This is a genomic window from Anaerobacillus alkalilacustris (assembly GCF_001866005.1).
Lineage (GTDB): Bacteria > Bacillota > Bacilli > Bacillales > Anaerobacillaceae > Anaerobacillus > Anaerobacillus alkalilacustris.
This window is the reverse complement of record NZ_MLQR01000029.1, coordinates 269,053-289,012: the sequence shown is the minus strand read 5'-3', so window position 1 is coordinate 289,012 and position 19,960 is coordinate 269,053. Positions and strand designations below refer to the sequence as shown.

Sequence of the window (19,960 nt, the reverse complement as noted above, 5' to 3'; positions counted from 1 at the left end):
GGCGCTTGCGCTTTTCTTGATTTAATAGAATTTTTATGTTTGTTAAATAAAACATATATTTTTTAGTAAATCTTGTTTCGTCTAAGGAAAGAAACGGAGGATAAACTATATTTGAAACCCTCTTATCCAAAAGGAGGCGAATGAGATGGGTAAATATGATCAAATAAAAGAACAATTGATTGCAGAAAAAAATCGAATAGAAGAACGGTTAAAGGAAACTGATCGATACGGCTTAGATGAAACAATGTCTTTTTCAACAGGAGAACTATCACAATATGATAATCATCCTGCAGATACAGCAACAGACACGTATGAGAGAGGTAAAGATATTGCGTTATATGAACATGTTCATCAAGAACTTGAAGATGTTGAATTAGCTTTACAAAAAATTGAAAATAGAACATATGGAATATGTGAGGTATCAGGGAAAGAAATCCCATTGGAGAGACTTCAAGCTTTACCAACAGCTCGTACAGTGATTGAATACAGTAAGGAGAATGAAATTGCCAGAGAAAGACCAGTAGAAGAAGATGTATTAGAAAATTTCGATAAATTCAACTTTGATAATAATTATCGAGAGACCGAATTTGATGCTGAAGATGCATGGCAGTCTGTTGCACAATTTAATGATAATTCGATGGTGTTTGAAGATTCTAGCTTAAATAGTAGTGAAGAGTTAATTGGTTATGTAGAAGAATTAGATGCATTTGCATCTACAGATATTACGGGCTATAAGGGTGATGAAAATATCGAAATTGTAAGAAACGTTCATTACGATCACTATATGGATCAACTCGATCGATTAGAGGCAAGTGACGAGAAGGAATAAATCTTCAATCAGAAGGGGATCCATTTCTCCTTCTGATGATTAACTTTTCTTACTTTGTATACATAAATTTCCCATGAAGTACGATATGAATTGTTCAATCTGCGGTCCTATGCTAAAATCAAGAAGGTGTGCTACATATGGAGAAGCGGAGGAACGAAAGTGAAATATTATATATTAGCATTAAGTGTACTAATTTTAGATCAAGTAACAAAATGGTTAGTTGTTACAAAAATGAATTTGAATCAACAAATTCCTATTATTGAAAGGGTATTTTATTTAACTTCTCATCGAAATAAAGGCGCAGCGTTTGGTATTTTGCAAGGGCAGATGTGGTTATTTTTTATTGTTACTGCATTTGTTGTGGCTTTTGTGGTTTACTACCTTACCAAATATGCAAGTCAAAGTAAATTGCTTGGGGTTTCATTAGGTTTAGTATTGGGTGGAGCAATTGGGAATTTTATTGACAGATTATTCCGTGGTGAAGTTGTAGATTTTATTGATGTTTACATTTTTACATATGATTTTGCAATATTTAATGTGGCGGATATGGCATTGGTAGTTGGAGTAGGACTATTAATGATACAAATATTTTTGGAAGACAGAAATGCAAGGGAGAGCAAATAAATGGAACATTTTGAATGGATAATTGAAGAGGCGGCTCAGAACGAACGTTTAGATAAGTGGATATCCTCACAAGATAATGCTTGGTCTCGAACACAAGTCCAACAATGGATGAAAGAAGGAAACCTAATAGTAAATGGAAAGAACATTAAAAGTAATTATAAATGCCAAAAAGGTGATAAAGTATCGTTAGAAGTGCCAGAACCTCAAATTTTAGATGTTGAGCCAGAGGAAATGAATTTAGATATTGTATATGAAGATCAACATCTTCTTGTTGTAAATAAACCTAGAGGGATGGTTGTTCACCCAGCACCAGGACATTTAACCGGAACTTTAGTTAATGGTCTAATGGCCCATTGTAAGGATTTATCAGGGATTAATGGTGTTCTACGTCCAGGGATCGTTCACCGCATTGACAAAGATACATCTGGATTGTTAATGGTTGCAAAAAATGATAAAGCACATGAATCACTTGTTAATCAATTAAAAGATAAAACAACGACAAGGATCTATAAAGCAATTACCCATGGTGTGATCGCGCATGATCACGGAACAATTGATGCCCCTATCGGTAGAGACAAACAAGATCGACAAAGTATGACAGTTACTGATGAAAATAGTAAGGAAGCGGTAACACATTTTACTGTATTAGAAAGGCTAAAGGAATTTTCATTAATAGAGTGCAAACTTGAAACAGGGAGAACACACCAAATACGTGTTCATTTAAAATATATTGGTTACCCATTAGCAGGGGATCCAAAATACGGACCGCCAAGGACCTTAAAGTTACCAATTAACGGCCAAGCACTACATGCTGCTGTTTTAGGGTTCACACATCCAGTTACAAATGAAAGGTTAACTTTTGAAAGAGATGTGCCTGAAGACTTTCAACATTTGTTAAATGAAATTAAAAAAAATTCTAATTGACAGGTTTGATGAATTTTGTCATAATATAAGAGTAAAGAACATACTAACCCTTTAATTACAGTCCCGTGAGGCTGAGAAGGAACTTAGGATACGTACAGATAATAATCTGTTAATTTACGTGTGCTTAAAAACCTCTCATCTTCGGTGAGAGGTTTTTTTTGAGAAGGGAATTGTTCTGAAAATATGTAATGAAGGTGGTGCCAACTTGTCTAAAGCAACGGTTATTCTTGATCAGCAAGCTGTAAGAAGAGCGTTAACGAGGATCGCACATGAAATTATTGAACATAATAAAGGAATTGAAGATTGCATATTAATTGGAATTAAAACAAGAGGAATTTATATTGCTAATCGACTTGCAGAAAGAATAGAAGAAATTGAAGGTTCTAAAATTAGCGTTGGGGAAGTAGATATTACGTTATACCGTGATGATTTATCTCATAAGTCCGCAAATAAAGAACCACTATTAAAAGGAACATCTTTTCCGGTTGATGTAAATGAGAAAAAAGTTATTCTAGTTGATGATGTCCTGTATACAGGAAGAACAGTTAGAGCAGCTTTAGACGCCATTATTGATATCGGAAGGCCTTCACAAATACAGTTAGCCGTTCTAATTGATCGTGGACATCGTGAATTGCCGATAAGGCCAGATTATATAGGAAAAAACGTACCGACATCAAAAAGTGAAATGATTGTTGTAAAACTTACAGAAGTTGACAACCAAGATGAAGTTACAATTGAACAAAAAACCTCCCTTTAAATGAGTCCTGTGAGGCTTGCAAGGGGTACTCCTCTTACTGAACTATGCTTAATGGCAGTTCAAAAGGATGACCGTACCTCTTTGTGTACTCAAAGAGGTTTTTTGTATGAAAATTAAGAGGAGAGATGTTAAATGTACAATAAAGAAGTAGGGATACGTGAAATACCAAAGGTTGATAAGTGGTTGGTATTAAGTTTACAGCATTTGTTTGCGATGTTTGGAGCAACAATCTTAGTCCCTTATTTAGTAGGTCTAAGCCCAGCAGTCGCTCTAATTTCTAGTGGATTAGGTACGCTTGCATATTTATTTATTACTCGTGGTCAAGTACCAGCATATTTAGGTTCATCGTTTGCTTTTATTGCGCCAATTATTGCAGCTTCAACAATTGGTGGTCCTGAAGGAGCGATGGTCGGAAGTTTTGTAGCGGGATTAGTTTATGGAGTAGTAGCAATAGTAATTAAGAAAATCGGTATCAATTGGTTAATGAATATCTTGCCACCAATCGTTGTTGGTCCTGTAATTATGGTAATTGGTTTAGGTTTGGCAGGTGTTGCTATAAATATGGCGATGAATAATCAAGTAACAGGTGAATATAGTGGAGTATTATTTTCAATCGCATTTATAACGTTAGCAATTACAGTTTTAGCATCAATGTTCTTTAAAGGTTTTTTCGGACTTATTCCAATTCTAATCGGAATAGTTGGTGGATACACATATGCATACTTTCAAGGTGTTGTTGATTTACAACCTGTAAGAGATGCAGCTTGGTTTGCAATGCCAGATTTTATTGTTCCATTTGTAACGTATACTCCAGCATTTTCGTGGGAAATTATGCTGATTATTGTCCCAATTGCAGTAGTAACAATAGCAGAACACATTGGTGATCAAATGGTTCTTAGTAAAGTAGTTGGAAAAAATTTCATCAAAAACCCTGGCTTACATCGCTCGCTTTTAGGTGATGGGGTAGCGACAATGATTTCAAGTTTACTAGGTGGACCACCTAATACAACATATGGTGAAAATATTGGTGTTGTAGCTTTAACTCGTGTTTACAGTGTTTTTGTTATCGGTGGAGCTGCGGTGTTAGCGATAATGTTCGGTTTTGTAGGTAAAATTGCTGCATTAATCTCAACAATTCCTACAGCGGTTATGGGCGGTGTATCGATCCTTCTATTTGGTATTATTGCTTCAAGTGGGTTAAGAATGTTAATTGATAATAAAATAGATCTAGGTAAAAAACGTAACTTAATTATTTCATCAGTAATTTTAGTAATTGGAATTGGTGGAGCGTTTATTCAAGTTTCTGATACTATTCAAATTGCAGGTATGGCTTTGGCAACAATCATTGGGATTGTTTTAAACCTTGTATTACCGGGAAGAGAGAACGTAGATACTAATGCAATGTTTGTAGAAGATGAAGCGAATGAGCAAAAAATTGCAGCTTAAATATTAATCCCTTTAATGAAGTACAGAGAGACTTGAAAGGGTGTTAACTCCAGAGAAATGAGTATTCATGTCTTCTCTTTAGAGCACCCTTACGAAAAAAAATAAGGGTGCTTTATTTTATAATCAGAATTTATAAATTTCTAACTTGGAAACTGTCTAGCTTCAGGCACCATCGGCTCGATCACTTCAGTCAAGCAACGGACTTCAAAAACTACTTGAATAACGTCTCTGAATAGCTTCATGCAGCTTTGCTTCGAGGAAGCCTACTTCGAAGCGTTGCTGTCAGACGCAGAAGCACATAGATTGCGGTCAAAGAGAGACCGCTACTTGCCGACCTTCCAGTGTTTGTCGCCGATAGGCGGGTGCCTTGCACTTTTCTTCGAAATAACTTTAAGGATGAAAGTTAGGTTAATGACAAATCGCTAATAGAGGTACAATAAACAAAACGTAATAAGTTGAGTAAGCACTGAAAGGGGAACGAAAAATGAAACATTTATTAACAATCACAGAGCTTCACAATGAAGAAATTCTCGAAATTCTATCTGAAGCACAACAGTTTTCTGAAGGCAAAATTTGGATGCCAGCAAAAGAGCAGTTTGTGGCAAATCTTTTTTTTGAGCCTAGTACACGTACAAAATTGTCTTTTGAGGTTGCAGAAAAAAAATTAGGACTTCAAGTATTAAATTTTGAGAGTCAGACCTCTAGTGTTCAAAAAGGTGAAACTTTATATGATACGGTGAAGACTTTAGAAGCGATTGGAACAAATGCAGTAGTTATTCGACACCCTCAAGATCATTATTTTGATGAATTAGTAGATGGTATTTCTATCCCTATCATAAATGGTGGTGATGGATGTGGTCACCATCCAACTCAATGCTTACTTGATTTATTAACAATGCAACAAGAATTCGGAAAATTTATTGGCTTAAATGTCGTAATTGTAGGTGATATTCGTCATAGCCGAGTAGCTAGATCCAATGCTGATGTTCTAAAAAGACTAGGGGCAAATGTATATTTTTCAGGTCCCGAACCGTGGATGGATGAAACAATGGTAAATGGTAATTATGTGAGTATGGATGAAGCAGTACAATTTGCAGATGTAATGATGATGCTTCGTATTCAACATGAACGCCATGCTTTTAAAATGATTTCTTCAAAAGAAGAATATCATCAAATCTTTGGGTTAACTATTGAAAGAGAAGCTCAGATGAAACCGAAAAGTATTATCATGCATCCAGCTCCAATAAATCGTGACGTAGAAATTGCTAGCTCGCTAGTTGAGTGTAGTAAATCCCGTATATTTAAACAAATGACAAACGGGGTTGCTGTTAGGCAAGCGGTATTAAAACGAGCTTTACAATTTAAAAGGGAGGTTGTTTTAAATGGCTAAATTAATAAAAAATGGAAAATTTCTAACGGCAGATGGTGTTTTAGATAAGATTGATCTTCTTATTGAGAATGATACTATAATAAAAATAGAAAAGGATATTGACGTTGCTGGAAACGAAGTAATTGATGTAGAGGGGAATTTAGTAGTACCTGGCTTTGTGGACCTTCACGTTCATCTAAGAGAACCAGGTGGTGAATATAAAGAAACAATAGCAACAGGGACACTAGCAGCAGCACGTGGCGGATTTACTACAATTGCCGCAATGCCAAATACTCGTCCTGTACCCGACTCAAAGGAACAATTAGAGTGGTTAAACAAAAAGATTAAAGAAGACGCAGTTGTTAGAGTTCTACCTTATGGAGCAATTACTGTTCGTGAGTTAGGAAAAGAATTAACTAACTTTTCGGAACTAGCCGAAAGTGGAGCATTTGCTTTTACTGACGATGGTGTTGGTATACAAAATGCAAATATGATGCTTGCAGCTATGAAAGAGGCAAAAAAAGTTAATAAAGCGATTGTCGCTCATTGTGAAGAAGAAACATTAATTAATAAAGGTTCGGTTCATGAAGGGGTATTTTCTGAAAAAATGGGACTGAGAGGAATACCATCAGTATGTGAATCGGTACATATTGCTAGAGATGTACTTCTGGCGGAAGCTGCTGGAGTACACTATCATGTTTGCCATATTAGTACAAAAGAGTCTGTTCGAGTTGTTCGCGATGCCAAACGCGCAGGAGTTCGGGTAACAGCAGAAGTAACGCCACATCACTTATTACTATCTGATGAAGATATTCCTGGGCTAGATACAAATTATAAAATGAATCCACCTTTAAGAGGTCCAGAGGATAAAGTAGCTTTAATTGAAGGGCTACTTGACGGGACAATTGATTTTATCGCTACTGATCATGCGCCTCATTCGTTAGAGGAGAAAAGTGAGCCAATTGAGCTTTCTCCATTCGGTATAGTTGGATTGGAAACAGCATTTCCGCTTTTATATACTTACTTTGTTGAAAAAGAAATAATAACGCTAAAGGAATTAGTAGCTCTTTTAACTTCAAAGCCATGTGAGGCTTTTGGTTTACCATACGGTACTCTTGAAGTTGGAGGGAAGGCTGATATTACTGTTATTGATCTAAATCAAATTGAAAAGATTGATCCAGATAACTTTTTATCTAAGGGGAAAAATACTCCTTTTGCGGGCTGGGAATGTAAGGGCTGGCCTGTATTAACAATTGTAAATGGTGAAATTGCTTGGAAAAAGGAAGGGGCAACTACATGAAACGTCAATTAATATTAGAAAATGGAACTGTTTTTGTTGGAAAAGCTTTTGGTAGTGAGCGTGAGCAAATGGGAGAGGTTGTGTTTAATACAGGTATGACAGGTTACCAAGAAATTTTATCTGATCCTTCGTATTGCTCACAAATCGTTACATTAACATATCCACTAATCGGGAATTACGGTATAAATCGTGATGACTTTGAGTCAATTAAGCCATCCATTAATGGTCTTATTGTGAAAGAAGCTGCCAAATATCCAAGTAATTGGCGCAATGAAGAATCAATAGATGAGCTATTAAAAGCTCTTGATATCCCAGGATTAGAAGGGATTGATACAAGAAAACTTACTCGCATGATTCGTGAGCATGGGGTTCTGAAAGGGAAACTTTGTTCAATGAATGTGAATGTCGAAGAGGTTGTTCGTGAGCTTAAAGGCACTCCACTTATCGAAAATCAAGTATCAATGGTTTCTACAAAGGAATCATACAATAGTCCAGGTCGAGGCTTCCGTGTTGTTTTAGTAGACTTTGGGATGAAAAAAGGTATCCTTCGCGAATTAAATAATCGAAATTGTGATGTTGTTGTTGTACCGTATGACACTACTTGTGAAGAAATTTTACGTTTAAACCCAGATGGGATTATGCTTAGTAATGGCCCTGGGGACCCTGTAAGTGTTCCGGAAGCTATTGAGATGCTAAAAGAGCTTTTAGGTAAAAAACCGATATTTGGGATTTGTTTAGGTCATCAATTGCTAGCACTAGCTTGTGGAGCGAAAACAACAAAACTTAAGTTCGGTCATCGTGGGTCAAATCATCCTGTAAAAGAATTAATTACAGGCAAGATTGATATCACTGCACAAAACCACGGATATACAGTAGAAGAGTCATCAATTAAAGATACTAGATTAACTATCACTCATATTTCTGTTAATGATGGGACAGTTGAAGGAATTGAACATCTTGATTATCCAGCCTTTAGTGTTCAATATCATCCAGAAGCATCTCCAGGACCAGAAGATGCCAACGATTTGTTTGAACGCTTTATGAATTTAATGGAAAAAAATATTGAAGCAAAGACGCTAGCTAGGGGGTAACAACATGCCAAAACGTGATGATATAAAAAAGATATTAGTAATCGGTTCAGGACCAATTGTTATAGGACAAGCTGCAGAGTTTGATTATGCAGGAACGCAAGCGTGTCAAGCATTAAAAGAAGAGGGTTACGAAGTTATTTTAATTAACTCCAATCCGGCTACGATTATGACAGATACTTCCATGGCTGATAAAGTCTACATTGAACCAATTACGTATGAATTTGTTAGTCGTATTATTAGACAAGAACAACCAGACGGTTTATTACCTACTTTAGGTGGACAAACAGGATTAAATATGGCGGTTGAATTAAAAAAGTCAGGAATATTAGATGAGTTTAATATTGAACTTTTAGGAACAAAGCTTCACTCTATTGAACAAGCAGAAGATCGTGAATTATTCCGTACACTTATGAACGACTTAAATGAGCCAGTACCACCAAGTGCTATTATTCATACTCTTGAAGAAGCGTATGAGTTTGTTAATGAAATTGGTTATCCGATTATTGTCCGTCCAGCATACACATTAGGTGGAACTGGTGGTGGCCTAGTATATAACGAAGAAGATTTAATTGAAATTGTTACGAGTGGTTTAAAGTATAGCCCCGTAACTCAATGTTTAGTCGAAAAAAGTATTGCCGGGTTCAAAGAAGTCGAGTATGAAGTAATGCGTGATGGTAAAGATCAAGCTATCGTTGTTTGTAATATGGAAAATATAGACCCAGTAGGTATTCATACTGGTGACTCAATTGTTGTAGCGCCAAGCCAAACATTATCAGATCGTGAATATCAAATGTTGCGTAATTCTTCATTGAAAATTATTCGTGCATTAGGAATTGAAGGTGGATGTAACGTACAATTTGCATTAGATCCTGATAGCTATCAGTACTTTATTATCGAGGTTAACCCACGTGTGAGTCGTTCTTCAGCACTAGCTTCAAAAGCTACAGGCTATCCGATTGCGAAAATCGCAGCAAAAATTGCCGTTGGTTATGCTCTTGATGAGATTATGAACCCAATAACAAAAACAACGTATGCAAGTTTTGAACCAGCCCTAGATTATGTTGTTTCAAAAATTCCACGTTGGCCTTTCGATAAATTTGAAGCTGCAAATCGTACTCTCGGAACGCAAATGAAAGCAACAGGAGAAGTAATGGCGATAGGAAGAAACTTAGAAGAGTCGTTACTAAAGGCTGTGCGTTCATTAGAAGCAAATGTACTACACTTGGAAATTGAAAAGCTAAAATCTCTTACACAAGAAGAGATGGACCACCGCCTACAAAAAGCTGATGATGAGCGTTTGTTCATTGTTGCTGAAGCTATGCGTCGTGGGTATACAGTTGAACAATTGTGGGAACTAACGAAAATTGATCGTTTCTTCTTAAATAAGATTTTAGGTATCGTACAATTCGAAGAAACGTTAAAAGCAGAAGCATTTAACCAAGAAATTCTTCAAGAAGCGAAAGAACTAGGATTTTCAGACGATGCGATTGCTTCATTTTGGAAGTGTACTGAAAATGATGTCTATAATTTCCGTTATGAAAAAGGTATTGTTCCGGTGTATAAAATGGTTGATACGTGTGCAGCTGAGTTTGCTTCAGCTACGCCATATTACTACGGAACTTATGAAGAAGAAAATGAATCAATTATTACAGATAAAAAGAGTATCGTTGTTTTAGGGTCTGGTCCAATTCGTATCGGTCAAGGGATTGAGTTTGACTACGCAACAGTTCACACTGTCCTTGCAATTAAAGAAGCAGGTTATGAAGCCATTATTATTAACAATAATCCTGAAACGGTATCTACTGATTTCAGTATTTCAGATAAATTATACTTTGAACCGTTAGCTGTTGAAGATGTTATGCATATTATTAATCACGAAAAACCACTAGGAGTTATTGTGCAGTTTGGTGGTCAAACAGCAATTAACTTAGCCGAAGAGTTAGAAGCTCGAGGTGTTAAGATTTTAGGAACTTCTTTAGAAGACATGGACCGCGCTGAAAATCGTGATAAGTTTGAACAAGCCCTACAGCAGCTGCAAGTACCACAACCATTAGGTCGTACAGCAACAAGCGTTGATCAAGCAGTAGAAATTGCTCGTAAAATTGGTTATCCTGTTTTAGTTCGTCCTTCTTACGTATTAGGTGGGCGTGCTATGGAGATTGTTTATTATGAAGCTGAATTACTTCGTTATATGGAAAATGCAGCTAAGATTAATCCGAAGCACCCTGTTTTAATTGACCGTTATTTAATTGGTAAGGAAATTGAAGTAGATGCTATTAGTGATGGTGAGACTGTAGTTATTCCAGGAATTATGGAGCATATCGAAAGAGCTGGTGTTCATTCTGGTGACTCCATTGCGGTATACCCACCACAGAGCTTATCAAAAGAAACGAAGGATAAGATTGTTGAAAGAACGATAAAACTAGCTAAAGGTTTAAACATTGTTGGTTTGTTGAACATTCAATTCGTTCTTCATGAAGATGAAGTTTATGTACTAGAAGTAAATCCTCGTTCTAGTCGTACGGTTCCATTTTTAAGTAAAATTACGGGCGTACCAATGGCTAACTTAGCAACAAAGGCGATATTAGGAATTAACCTTAACGACTTAGGTTATGAAACAGGATATGTACCAGAACCAAAAGAAGTTTCAGTAAAGGTACCAGTGTTCTCGTTTGCGAAACTACGTGATGTTGATATTACGCTTGGGCCTGAGATGAAATCTACTGGTGAGGTTATGGGACGAGATTATTCGTTAGCAAAAGCTCTGTATAAGGGATTAGTAGCTTCAGGAATGAAAATTCCTACACATGGGTCAGTACTATTTACTGTAGCAGACAAAGATAAAGAAGAAGCAATGGAGTTAGTACGTCGTTTCCACCGAATTGGATATCATATACTTGCAACAGAAGGTACAGCGGCAGTTGTGAAAGAAGATAATATCCCTGTGACAGTAGTAAACAAAATTGGTGGAGAAGAGCCACATATGTTAGATGTTATTCGTAAAGGTCATGCACAGTTTGTCATTAATACGTTAACAAAAGGAAAGCAACCACTCCGTGATGGGTTTAGAATTCGTCGTGAAGCCGTTGAAAATGGCGTGGTGTGTTTAACAAGCATGGACACTGCGGAAGCATTATTACGTGTATTAGAATTAATTACATTTGCATCAGAGCCAATGCCATCATTTGAGGAACAAAAAACGGCGGTGACTTTAAAATGATCGTTGAAAATATGGAAGTAATAAGTCAACATAAAATAGCAGATAGCGTGTATGAGCTCGTCCTTCGTGGCGAGGCTCTCGTACGCCTATGTAATCAAGGGCAATTCCTTCATTTAAAAGTAAGTGAAGGAACTGACCCGCTATTAAGACGTCCGATCAGTATTGCACAAATAAATAAAGATCAAGGCGAACTTACCGTTATATATCGTGCTGGTGGAAGAGGAACAAATATGTTAGCACTTAAACAGGCTGGTGAAATGGTGTCTGTTTTAGGGCCACTTGGTAATGGTTTTCCATTAAATGAAGTAGAAGCTTCTAATACTGCAATTTTAATTGGTGGTGGGATTGGAGTTCCACCATTATATGAATTATCATTACAGCTTAGAAACATGGGAGTCCAAGTGATTCACGTGTTAGGATTTAGTAGTAGTAAAGATGTCTTTTACGAAGAAAAATTCGTTCAATTAGGTGAAACTTATGTAACAACTATGGACGGTACATATGGCGAAAAAGGCACGGTTATTGATGTGATTAACGATAAACAACTTAATTTTGATGTCATTTACTCATGTGGACCAACTCCTATGTTAAAAGCCATCGAATCAACGTTCCCAGAGAAGAAAGGCTTTTTATCACTAGAAGAACGTATGGGATGTGGAATAGGTGCCTGTTTTGCCTGTGTATGTCATGTCCAAAACGACAAAACTCGTACAGAATATAAAAAGATATGTACTGATGGACCAGTCTTTCCGATTGGGGAGGTAGAACTATGAGTAGATTAAATATAGAGCTTCCGGGACTTTCAATGAAAAATCCAATCATGCCAGCATCTGGATGTTTCGGGTTTGGTCAGGAGTATGCTAAGCTATATGACCTAAGTAAGCTAGGTGCGATTGCCATTAAAGCAACAACAGTTGAAACAAGGTTTGGAAATCCAACACCTAGAGTTGCTGAAACATCTAGTGGAATGTTGAATGCAATTGGATTACAAAATCCAGGCCTTGAAAAAGTTATCGAAAATGAACTTGTTTGGCTTGAAAAATATGATGTTCCAATTGTAGCAAATGTTGCAGGAACAAAGACTGAAGATTATATTGAAGTCGCAGAAAAAATATCGAAATCTAAGAATGTCCATGCTTTAGAATTAAACATATCTTGTCCTAATGTGAAAGAAGGCGGGATAACTTTTGGTACAAATCCAAAAGTGGCAAGTGAACTAACGAAACTTGTCAAGGAAGTATCTGAAGTTCCTGTTTACGTAAAGCTATCACCAAATGTAACAGATATCGTTGAAATGGCAGTAGCTGTAGAAGAAGCTGGCGCGGACGGACTATCAATGATTAACACTTTACTTGGAATGCGTATTGATTTAAAGAAACGCAAACCTATTTTAGCAAATGGTGCTGGTGGACTTTCTGGTCCTGCGATCAAACCGGTAGCAATTAGAATGATCCATCAAGTAAGTCAAGCCGTATCGATCCCAATTATTGGAATGGGTGGAATTACAACGGCAGAGGACGTTATTGAATTTTTCTTAGCAGGTGCAAGTTGTGTTGCAGTAGGGACTGCTAATTTCGTTGATCCATTTGTATGTCCAACGATCATCGAAGATTTACCGCGCGCTCTTGATGAGTTAGGAGTAGATCATATTTCAGAATTAATAGGGGGCAGTTGGAAATGAACATAAACAAAAATCCAATCATCATAGCCCTAGATTATTCAGAAGAATATCAAGTTTGGGAATTAATTGATAAATTTGACGACGAACAACTATTTTTGAAGGTAGGTATGGAGCTTTACTATAGTTGTGGAAATAATTTGCTTCATAAATTAAAAGATAAAGGCCATAATATCTTTTTAGATTTAAAACTTCATGATATTCCAAATACAGTTGGTAAAGCAATGAAATCACTTGCGCGCCTTGACGTTGACATTGTTAATGTTCACGCTGCAGGTGGATGTTTGATGATGGAACGAGCTCTTGAAGGGTTAATAGCAGGGACTGTTAGTGGCAAAGAACGCCCGATATGTATAGCTGTGACACAACTTACGAGTACAAGCCAAGAAGTAATGCGAGAGCAGCTAAAAATAAACGGTAACATTGAAGACGTTGTCGTTCATTATGCAAAACTAGCAAATGAGAGTGGTCTTGATGGCGTCGTATCTTCGCCTCTAGAAGTACCTTTAGTAAAAGAATCTTGTGGAACTTCCTTCCTTACTGTTACACCTGGAATCAGAATGATTGGTGACTCTAAAGATGATCAACAAAGAATTACGACACCAAAACAAGCCAAAAGTTTAGGAAGCGACTTTATAGTTGTTGGTAGAAGTATTACAGCAAGTAAAAATCCACTAGAAGCTTACCTTAAAATTAAAAATGAATGGAATGATATAAGTGAAACGACAATTAGCTAATCATTTACTACAAATCGAAGCAGTGCATCTTCGTCCAAATGATCCATTTACATGGACATCAGGGATAAAATCACCAATTTATTGTGACAATCGTTTAACTCTTTCTTATCCATTAGTACGTAGAAAGATTGCTATTGGATTAGAAGAATTAATCACTAAGCATTTTCCTTCAGTTGATGTGGTAGCAGGTACCGCGACAGCAGGAATTCCGCATGCTGCTTGGGTAAGTGAAAATTTAAATTTACCTATGGTATATGTACGTGGTAAAGCAAAAGAGCATGGGAAAGGAAATCAAATTGAAGGTCTTGTAAAGCCAGGACAAAACGTCGTAATTGTGGAAGATTTAATTTCTACAGGTGGAAGCGTCATAACAACGAAAGAAGCCTTACTTGAAGCTGGTGTAAATGTCCTTGGAGTTGTAGCCATTTTTACATATGGGTTAGAAAAAGGAAATAAACAGTTAGAAGATGCAGAGTTAGAGTATTATACGATAACCGATTATTCTACTTTAATAGAAGTAGCAAATGAACAAAAAATGATTACGGATACCGATTTAGAAAAATTAAAAAAATGGCGTAACAATCCAGCTACCTTAGATTGGATGGCTTAAAGTAATTAAAACGCTTGTGTTATTACACGCAAGCGTTTTTTTACATTATCAGAATTTATAAATTTCTAACTTGGAAACTGTCTAGCGCAAGCAGCCTACGAGCTCGGTCACTTCAGTCAAGTTACTGACTTCAATGTCTTCTTGGATTACTTCTTGAATATGCTCCATGCTACTTTGCTCCTGCGATTACTCGTCGCACGGAAAACAATTGCTCTTGAGCAAACGGAGTGGCACAGGAGCAGCTGCTCGTGACCAAGGCGCTTGCGCTTTACTTATTTAAGAAACTGCATATTTTTCAAGTTAGATCTCGTGACAAAGCCTACATGATTATTATTTTCTTAAGTTCCTAACAAGCTCTTCGTCCGGAGTAACATAAAGTGTTGTTTGATTGTCGTAAATAACATATCCTGGTCTTGAGCCACTCGGTTTTTTCACGTGTTTTATAAGTGTATAATCAACAGGTACCGAGCTTGATTGACGTGCTTTACTGAAGTAGGCTGCTATTGTCGCGGCTTCTATTAATGTCCTTTCATCAATTTGATTACTTTTAATCACCACATGAGATCCAGGAATATCCTTTGTATGTAACCACGTTTCGTCACGTCTTGCTAATTTGTTTTTTAAATATTCGTTTTGCTTATTATTTTTTCCAACTAAAATATCTAATCCGGATGAGGACTTATATTCTTCTAAATTCGGTTTAGTTTCTTTCTGTTTTTTGGTTTGTTTCTTGTTTCGATTGCGCAGATAACCGCCTTCAACAAGCTCCTCGCGTATTTCAGCAATATCTTTAGGGGCTGCTGTTTCCATTTGACTCAAAATTTCTTCTAAGTAAATGAGTTCATCATTTGCTTTATTAATTTGTTCTTGCACTATATCTAAAGAGTTTTTAGCTTTATTATACTTTTTAAAATAACTTTGAGCATTTTCAGAAGGATTTTTTCTTGGATCAAGGGTAATCATAATTGATTTTCCTTCTTCATCATAGAAATCAATCACTTCTATATGTTTCTCACCCTTTTTTATTTCATGTAAGTAAGCAGTTAAAAGTTCACCAAATTTGCGGTATTTTGCTGCATCTTCTGCATTCTTTAATGTTAGCTGAAGCTTTTTTATTTTTGTTTTATTTTTTTGGTATTCATTTTTAAGAAACCGCTCTAAGTCATTTGCTTGCTGGTGGACTCGATCTCGTTCTGCTTTTCCAAAGTAAAACCTGGTGAGCATCTCGCTAACAGACGTAAACGTTTGATTCGTTCCATTTAAGTGTGTTAAGGGGATAATTGAAAAATATTCCTTTTTCTCGGTAACAGTTATTTGTGGCTCGAATTTATTATTTTTTAGTACATCTATTACCTCAAAGAAAGTTTTCGTTAGAGTTTCTCGATTTACTAGTCCTGCTGAATATATGATTTCGGTTGCTATTTGTGGAGACAATCCTGAAAACTGTTTCACAATCTGAGTGTCTATTTTACCAACATTAAAATCTATTTTTTTAATAAATGTGTTTTCATCAATTTCCATCGGGTTCAACTTTTCTTGCTCTGGTGGAAGTTTATATGTATGTCCTGGTAAAATGGTTCGATAACTATTTATCCCAGGTGATAAATGTTTAATACTATCCAATATTTTGTCGTCTGTTTCATCTAATAATACGATATTGCTGTGACGCCCCATAATCTCAACCATTAACTTTTTATAAGTTATATCTCCTAGTTCGTTTCGAGCTCTAATTTTAATAGTGATAATTCTTTCTAAATCTAATTGTTTTATTTCCTCAATTATTCCACCCTCTAAATGTTTTCGTAATAACATACAAAACATTGGTGGTTGAGAAGGGTTATCAAGCTTTTCATTTGTTAAATGTAATCGTGCAAAACTCGGATTTGCAGAAATAAGTAATTGTTTTGTTGAGCCTTTTGCCCGAACTGTAAAGACTAATTCTGTTTTATAAGGTTGATATATTTTAGTTATTTTTCCAGTAAGTAAAGTATTATTTAGTTCTTTTACCACTGCATGTACAATTGTTCCGTCAAATGACATTATATTCACTCCATTACTACCTTAATTTTACGAATGCCACACTTTTTTATATAGGTTCACTTAACAGTATAGCATTTTTTTGGACTTGCCTGAATAAAGATAGTTTGAAGGACAAGTCAGACGTTAAATGAAACAGATGTGGGGTGATGTATGTGAAGTGGTATGATCGCGAAATTAAAGACATTGAAAAAATGACACGGTCAGAATTTTCTAGTGGATTATCACAAAGGGAGGCGGATAAAAGGCTAAAACAATTTGGGTATAACAAACTGGATGAAGGTGAAAGTATACCGGCTTTATTCCTGTTTTTATCCCAATTTAAAGATTTCATGGTCATTGTTTTATTGGTAGCGACTTTAATATCTGGGTTACTAGGTGAATATATTGATGCCATTACAATTATTGTCATTGTCCTTTTAAATGGAGTCTTAGGCTTTATTCAAGAAAGAAAAGCAGAGAAGTCGTTAGCTGCCTTAAAAGAACTCTCTGCTCCCCAAATGACTGTACTTAGAGATGGGCAATGGACGAAAATTCCTTCTAGTGATGTTGTTGTTGGTGACATCGTTAAAATTATTAGTGGGGACCGAGTCGGAGCTGATATTCGAATTATCCAATCCAAAGGACTTAGAGTGGAAGAATCAGCACTGACAGGCGAATCAGTTCCGGTACAAAAAACAGAAGTTGTCCTTTCTGGGGAGGATCTTTCAATAGGTGATCAAGAAAACATGGCATTTATGGGGACAATGGTCACACAAGGAAATGGAACTGGAGTAATTGTTGCTACTGGAATGAAAACAGAAATGGGAAAAATTGCCCATCTTTTACAATCTGCAGAAACGATGGTAACCCCTTTACAACGTAAACTTGAACAACTAGGAAAAATTTTGATTTTTGTTGCCCTCATACTGACAGCTTTAGTAGTTGTCATTGGGGTTTACCAAGGTCAAGATGCTTATACGATGTTTCTAGCGGGGGTTTCTCTCGCGGTAGCTGCCATACCTGAAGGTTTACCTGCAATTGTTACCGTTGCACTGGCATTAGGTGTACAACGAATGATAAAGCGAAAAGCAATTGTCAGAAAATTACCCGCAGTAGAAACATTAGGTTGCGCCTCAGTGATTTGTTCTGACAAAACAGGTACGTTAACACAAAATAAAATGACAGTTACAAAATTATGGTCGGGTGGAAAAACATGGAGTGTCTCTGGTACGGGGTATATTCCTAAGGGTGATTTCTTCCTTAATGAAAAAAAGTTAAATGTAGAAATGGAAAAAACTTTATACCAATTGTTAACATTTGGAGCTTTATGTAACAATGCAAAGGTTATCACAAAAGAAGTAAAAGAAGGATTACTTTCCAAGCCCAAAAAGGAATATACAATTGATGGAGATCCAACTGAAGGAGCGTTAGCTGTTTGTGCTAACAAAGCTGGGATTGATAGAGAGTCTTTAGTAAAAGAATACGATATTATTGAAGAGTTTCCGTTTGAATCAACTCGAAAAATGATGAGTGTCGTTGTTGAAAGAAGAAGAGATGGTAAACGTTTTGTTGTAACAAAGGGTGCCCCTGACGTCTTACTCCGTAGAAGTGAGCATATTTTATGGGATGAAAGACGACAAACTTTAACTACTGACAAAGAAACTGCAGTTGTCAGTGCAATTGATAATCTTGCATCCCAAGCACTACGCACGATTGCCATTGCTTTTAAAGAGATTGAAAGAACTACTCCTCTTAACTCAGAAGGTGTAGTTGAAAGTAAATTAACGTTCATTGGTCTTGAAGGTATGATTGATCCTCCTAGACCTGAAGTGAGAAATTCTATTATTGAATGTCGACAGGCAGGAATTAAGACCATTATGATTACAGGCGATCATTTAATTACAGCTAGGGCTATTGCAGAGCAATTAAACATATTACCTAGTCACGGTAAAATTATGGACGGGAATACGTTGGCAAAAATGAGTGTAAAAGATTTAGAGGAAGTCGTTGAAGATATTTATGTTTATGCACGTGTATCTCCAGAACATAAACTTAAAATAGTGAAAGCACTTCAGGCTAAAGGACTTATTGTTGCAATGACAGGTGATGGTGTTAACGATGCTCCAGCAATAAAAGCTGCGAATATTGGGGTTGCTATGGGGATAACAGGGACTGATGTTGCAAAAGAGGCATCATCACTTGTCCTTAGCGATGATAACTTTGCGACAATTAAAGCGGCAATAAAAGAAGGAAGAAATATTTATGACAATATTCGTAAATTTATTCGCTATATGCTCGCATCTAATGTTGGTGAGATATTAGTTATGCTATTTGCAATGTTGCTCGGTATGCCGTTACCTTTAGTTGCTATCCAAATTTTATGGATCAATTTAGTTACCGATGGTTTACCAGCGATGGCATTAGGGCTTGATCAAGCAGAGGGCGATGTAATGAAGCGTAAACCACGTCATCCAATGGAGAGTGTCTTTGCTAGAGGGTTAGCATGGAAAATTGTAAGCCGTGGTTTTATGATTGGAATTGTTACAATTATTGCATTTTGGTTAACGTTAACTGCGAACCCACAAGAACTAATAAAAGCTCAAACTGTAGCTTTTGCAACGTTAGTAATGGCGCAACTCATTCATGTTTTCGATTGTCGAAGTGAGCACTCTGTGTTTCATCGAAATCCATTCCAAAATATATATTTAGTATTAGCGGTGTTATCTTCGCTTTTGTTAATGTTAGGTGTCATGTACTTCCCACCTTTACAACCTGTATTTCATACCGTTGGTTTAGGGGTACGTGAATGGTTGCTGGTCATAGGGCTTGCATCTATTCCAACCATTGCATTAGCGGGGTTTCACATATTTAAGAGAAAATAAATGAATTAATGAATACCATCATCATTGCTTAATCTGACCACAATGATGTAAGATCTAGTTTCGTTTCATCATTTGTAGCTCGATATAGATTAATCCCACTCTTTAGGTGTGGGATTAACTGCCCAATAGGTCCCGATATACAATAACTTTAATCAGTGAAGATGATTAGTTATTTCCTGTAGTATAAGTTAAGCTAACAATTAGTAGGAGATGAAGGAACCCCCATTAAGTTCAGCTTTACGCAGTTCGTTTTTGGTAATATGAAATTCACTTAATTAAAAAGAGGCTAATTTGATGTGTTCCTAACTATAGTAGTAAAATAAAGTTGGACCATTAAATAAGCCTCTTTATTTTGTTTCTTTCTCCGATCTATATCCACAAGTATTTTTGTAGCAAAAACTATAATTTTTAAAAAATATTCTAACTATAATAAAAAATTAACGTTCATGTTGTTTCTGTTTTCTATTCTTGTTG

General features: G+C 36.4%; 15 protein-coding genes. 14 read left to right on the top strand and 1 reads right to left on the bottom strand.

What is annotated here, in order from left to right:
• Nucleotides 1-145: 145 nt before the first annotated feature.
• The 13 genes from BKP37_RS12055 to pyrE all read left to right on the top strand — a co-directional run bounded on the left by BKP37_RS12055 (nucleotide 146) and on the right by pyrE (nucleotide 14,585).
• A complete protein-coding gene (locus BKP37_RS12055; protein WP_071309839.1) occupies nucleotides 146-829 on the top strand; it encodes a TraR/DksA C4-type zinc finger protein in 684 nt (227 codons plus the stop codon).
• Between the two features lie 159 nt (nucleotides 830-988).
• Nucleotides 989-1,453, top strand: a complete 465-nt coding sequence (lspA, locus tag BKP37_RS12050) for a signal peptidase II (protein ID WP_071309838.1) — start codon at nucleotides 989-991, stop codon at nucleotides 1,451-1,453.
• Complete coding sequence (locus BKP37_RS12045; RefSeq protein WP_071309837.1) at nucleotides 1,454-2,377, top strand: RluA family pseudouridine synthase; 924 nt, start codon at nucleotides 1,454-1,456, stop codon at nucleotides 2,375-2,377.
• Nucleotides 2,378-2,582: 205 nt separating this feature from the next.
• Nucleotides 2,583-3,134, top strand: coding sequence for a bifunctional pyr operon transcriptional regulator/uracil phosphoribosyltransferase PyrR (pyrR, locus tag BKP37_RS12040; RefSeq protein ID WP_071309836.1), 552 nt, complete (start codon nucleotides 2,583-2,585; stop codon nucleotides 3,132-3,134).
• 132 nt (nucleotides 3,135-3,266) lie between these two features.
• Nucleotides 3,267-4,580 carry a uracil permease gene (gene uraA / locus BKP37_RS12035; protein WP_071309835.1) on the top strand — a complete coding sequence of 438 codons (1,314 nt, stop codon included), beginning with the start codon at nucleotides 3,267-3,269 and terminating at the stop codon, nucleotides 4,578-4,580.
• Nucleotides 4,581-5,064: 484 nt separating this feature from the next.
• Complete coding sequence (locus tag BKP37_RS12030) at nucleotides 5,065-5,970, top strand: aspartate carbamoyltransferase catalytic subunit (protein WP_071309834.1); 906 nt, start codon at nucleotides 5,065-5,067, stop codon at nucleotides 5,968-5,970.
• Nucleotides 5,963-7,249 (top strand): dihydroorotase, encoded by a 1,287-nt coding sequence (locus BKP37_RS12025; RefSeq protein ID WP_071309833.1) that lies wholly within the window; start codon nucleotides 5,963-5,965, stop codon nucleotides 7,247-7,249. The genes BKP37_RS12030 and BKP37_RS12025 overlap by 8 nt, the downstream gene beginning before the upstream one ends.
• The gene (locus BKP37_RS12020; protein WP_071309832.1) at nucleotides 7,246-8,340 is read left to right on the top strand and encodes a carbamoyl phosphate synthase small subunit; all 1,095 of its coding nucleotides are present in this window, start codon (nucleotides 7,246-7,248) and stop codon (nucleotides 8,338-8,340) included. The genes BKP37_RS12025 and BKP37_RS12020 overlap by 4 nt, the downstream gene beginning before the upstream one ends.
• A gap of 4 nt (nucleotides 8,341-8,344) precedes the next feature.
• Nucleotides 8,345-11,560 carry a carbamoyl-phosphate synthase large subunit gene (carB, locus tag BKP37_RS12015; RefSeq protein WP_071309831.1) on the top strand — a complete coding sequence of 1,072 codons (3,216 nt, stop codon included), beginning with the start codon at nucleotides 8,345-8,347 and terminating at the stop codon, nucleotides 11,558-11,560.
• Nucleotides 11,557-12,333, top strand: a complete 777-nt coding sequence (locus tag BKP37_RS12010; RefSeq protein ID WP_071309830.1) for a dihydroorotate dehydrogenase electron transfer subunit — start codon at nucleotides 11,557-11,559, stop codon at nucleotides 12,331-12,333. The genes carB and BKP37_RS12010 overlap by 4 nt, the downstream gene beginning before the upstream one ends.
• A complete protein-coding gene (locus tag BKP37_RS12005) occupies nucleotides 12,330-13,241 on the top strand; it encodes a dihydroorotate dehydrogenase (protein ID WP_071309829.1) in 912 nt (303 codons plus the stop codon). The genes BKP37_RS12010 and BKP37_RS12005 overlap by 4 nt, the downstream gene beginning before the upstream one ends.
• Nucleotides 13,238-13,975 carry an orotidine-5'-phosphate decarboxylase gene (gene pyrF, locus BKP37_RS12000; protein ID WP_071309828.1) on the top strand — a complete coding sequence of 246 codons (738 nt, stop codon included), beginning with the start codon at nucleotides 13,238-13,240 and terminating at the stop codon, nucleotides 13,973-13,975. The genes BKP37_RS12005 and pyrF overlap by 4 nt, the downstream gene beginning before the upstream one ends.
• Nucleotides 13,956-14,585, top strand: coding sequence for an orotate phosphoribosyltransferase (gene pyrE / locus BKP37_RS11995; protein WP_071309827.1), 630 nt, complete (start codon nucleotides 13,956-13,958; stop codon nucleotides 14,583-14,585). Before pyrF ends, pyrE begins: the two co-directional genes overlap by 20 nt.
• A 330-nt stretch (nucleotides 14,586-14,915) precedes the next feature.
• On the opposite strand, the gene BKP37_RS11990 is transcribed toward pyrE, so the two are convergent.
• Entirely contained in the window at nucleotides 14,916-16,625 is a 1,710-nt protein-coding gene (locus tag BKP37_RS11990; RefSeq protein ID WP_071309826.1) for an Rqc2 family fibronectin-binding protein, read from the bottom strand.
• 152 nt (nucleotides 16,626-16,777) lie between these two features.
• Here BKP37_RS11990 and BKP37_RS11985 point away from each other — a divergent pair, with 152 nt between their 5' ends.
• On the top strand, nucleotides 16,778-19,486 hold the full coding sequence (locus BKP37_RS11985; RefSeq protein ID WP_071309825.1) for a calcium-translocating P-type ATPase, SERCA-type: 2,709 nt from the start codon (nucleotides 16,778-16,780) through the stop codon (nucleotides 19,484-19,486).
• Nucleotides 19,487-19,960 lie beyond the last annotated feature (474 nt).

What these genes read in the sequence shown, in the direction of transcription:
- BKP37_RS12020 (WP_071309832.1), top strand. Translation starts at nt 7,246, where the DNA reads ATGAAACGTCAATTAATATTAGAAAATGGAACTGTTTTTGTTGGAAAA.
- BKP37_RS12010 (WP_071309830.1), top strand. Translation starts at nt 11,557, where the DNA reads ATGATCGTTGAAAATATGGAAGTAATAAGTCAACATAAAATAGCAGAT.
- carB (WP_071309831.1), top strand. Translation starts at nt 8,345, where the DNA reads ATGCCAAAACGTGATGATATAAAAAAGATATTAGTAATCGGTTCAGGA.
- BKP37_RS11990 (WP_071309826.1), bottom strand. Translation starts at nt 16,625, where the DNA reads ATGTCATTTGACGGAACAATTGTACATGCAGTGGTAAAAGAACTAAAT.
- BKP37_RS12025 (WP_071309833.1), top strand. Translation starts at nt 5,963, where the DNA reads ATGGCTAAATTAATAAAAAATGGAAAATTTCTAACGGCAGATGGTGTT.
- uraA (WP_071309835.1), top strand. Translation starts at nt 3,267, where the DNA reads ATGTACAATAAAGAAGTAGGGATACGTGAAATACCAAAGGTTGATAAG.
- BKP37_RS12005 (WP_071309829.1), top strand. Translation starts at nt 12,330, where the DNA reads ATGAGTAGATTAAATATAGAGCTTCCGGGACTTTCAATGAAAAATCCA.
- BKP37_RS12045 (WP_071309837.1), top strand. Translation starts at nt 1,454, where the DNA reads ATGGAACATTTTGAATGGATAATTGAAGAGGCGGCTCAGAACGAACGT.
- BKP37_RS12030 (WP_071309834.1), top strand. Translation starts at nt 5,065, where the DNA reads ATGAAACATTTATTAACAATCACAGAGCTTCACAATGAAGAAATTCTC.
- BKP37_RS12055 (WP_071309839.1), top strand. Translation starts at nt 146, where the DNA reads ATGGGTAAATATGATCAAATAAAAGAACAATTGATTGCAGAAAAAAAT.
- pyrF (WP_071309828.1), top strand. Translation starts at nt 13,238, where the DNA reads ATGAACATAAACAAAAATCCAATCATCATAGCCCTAGATTATTCAGAA.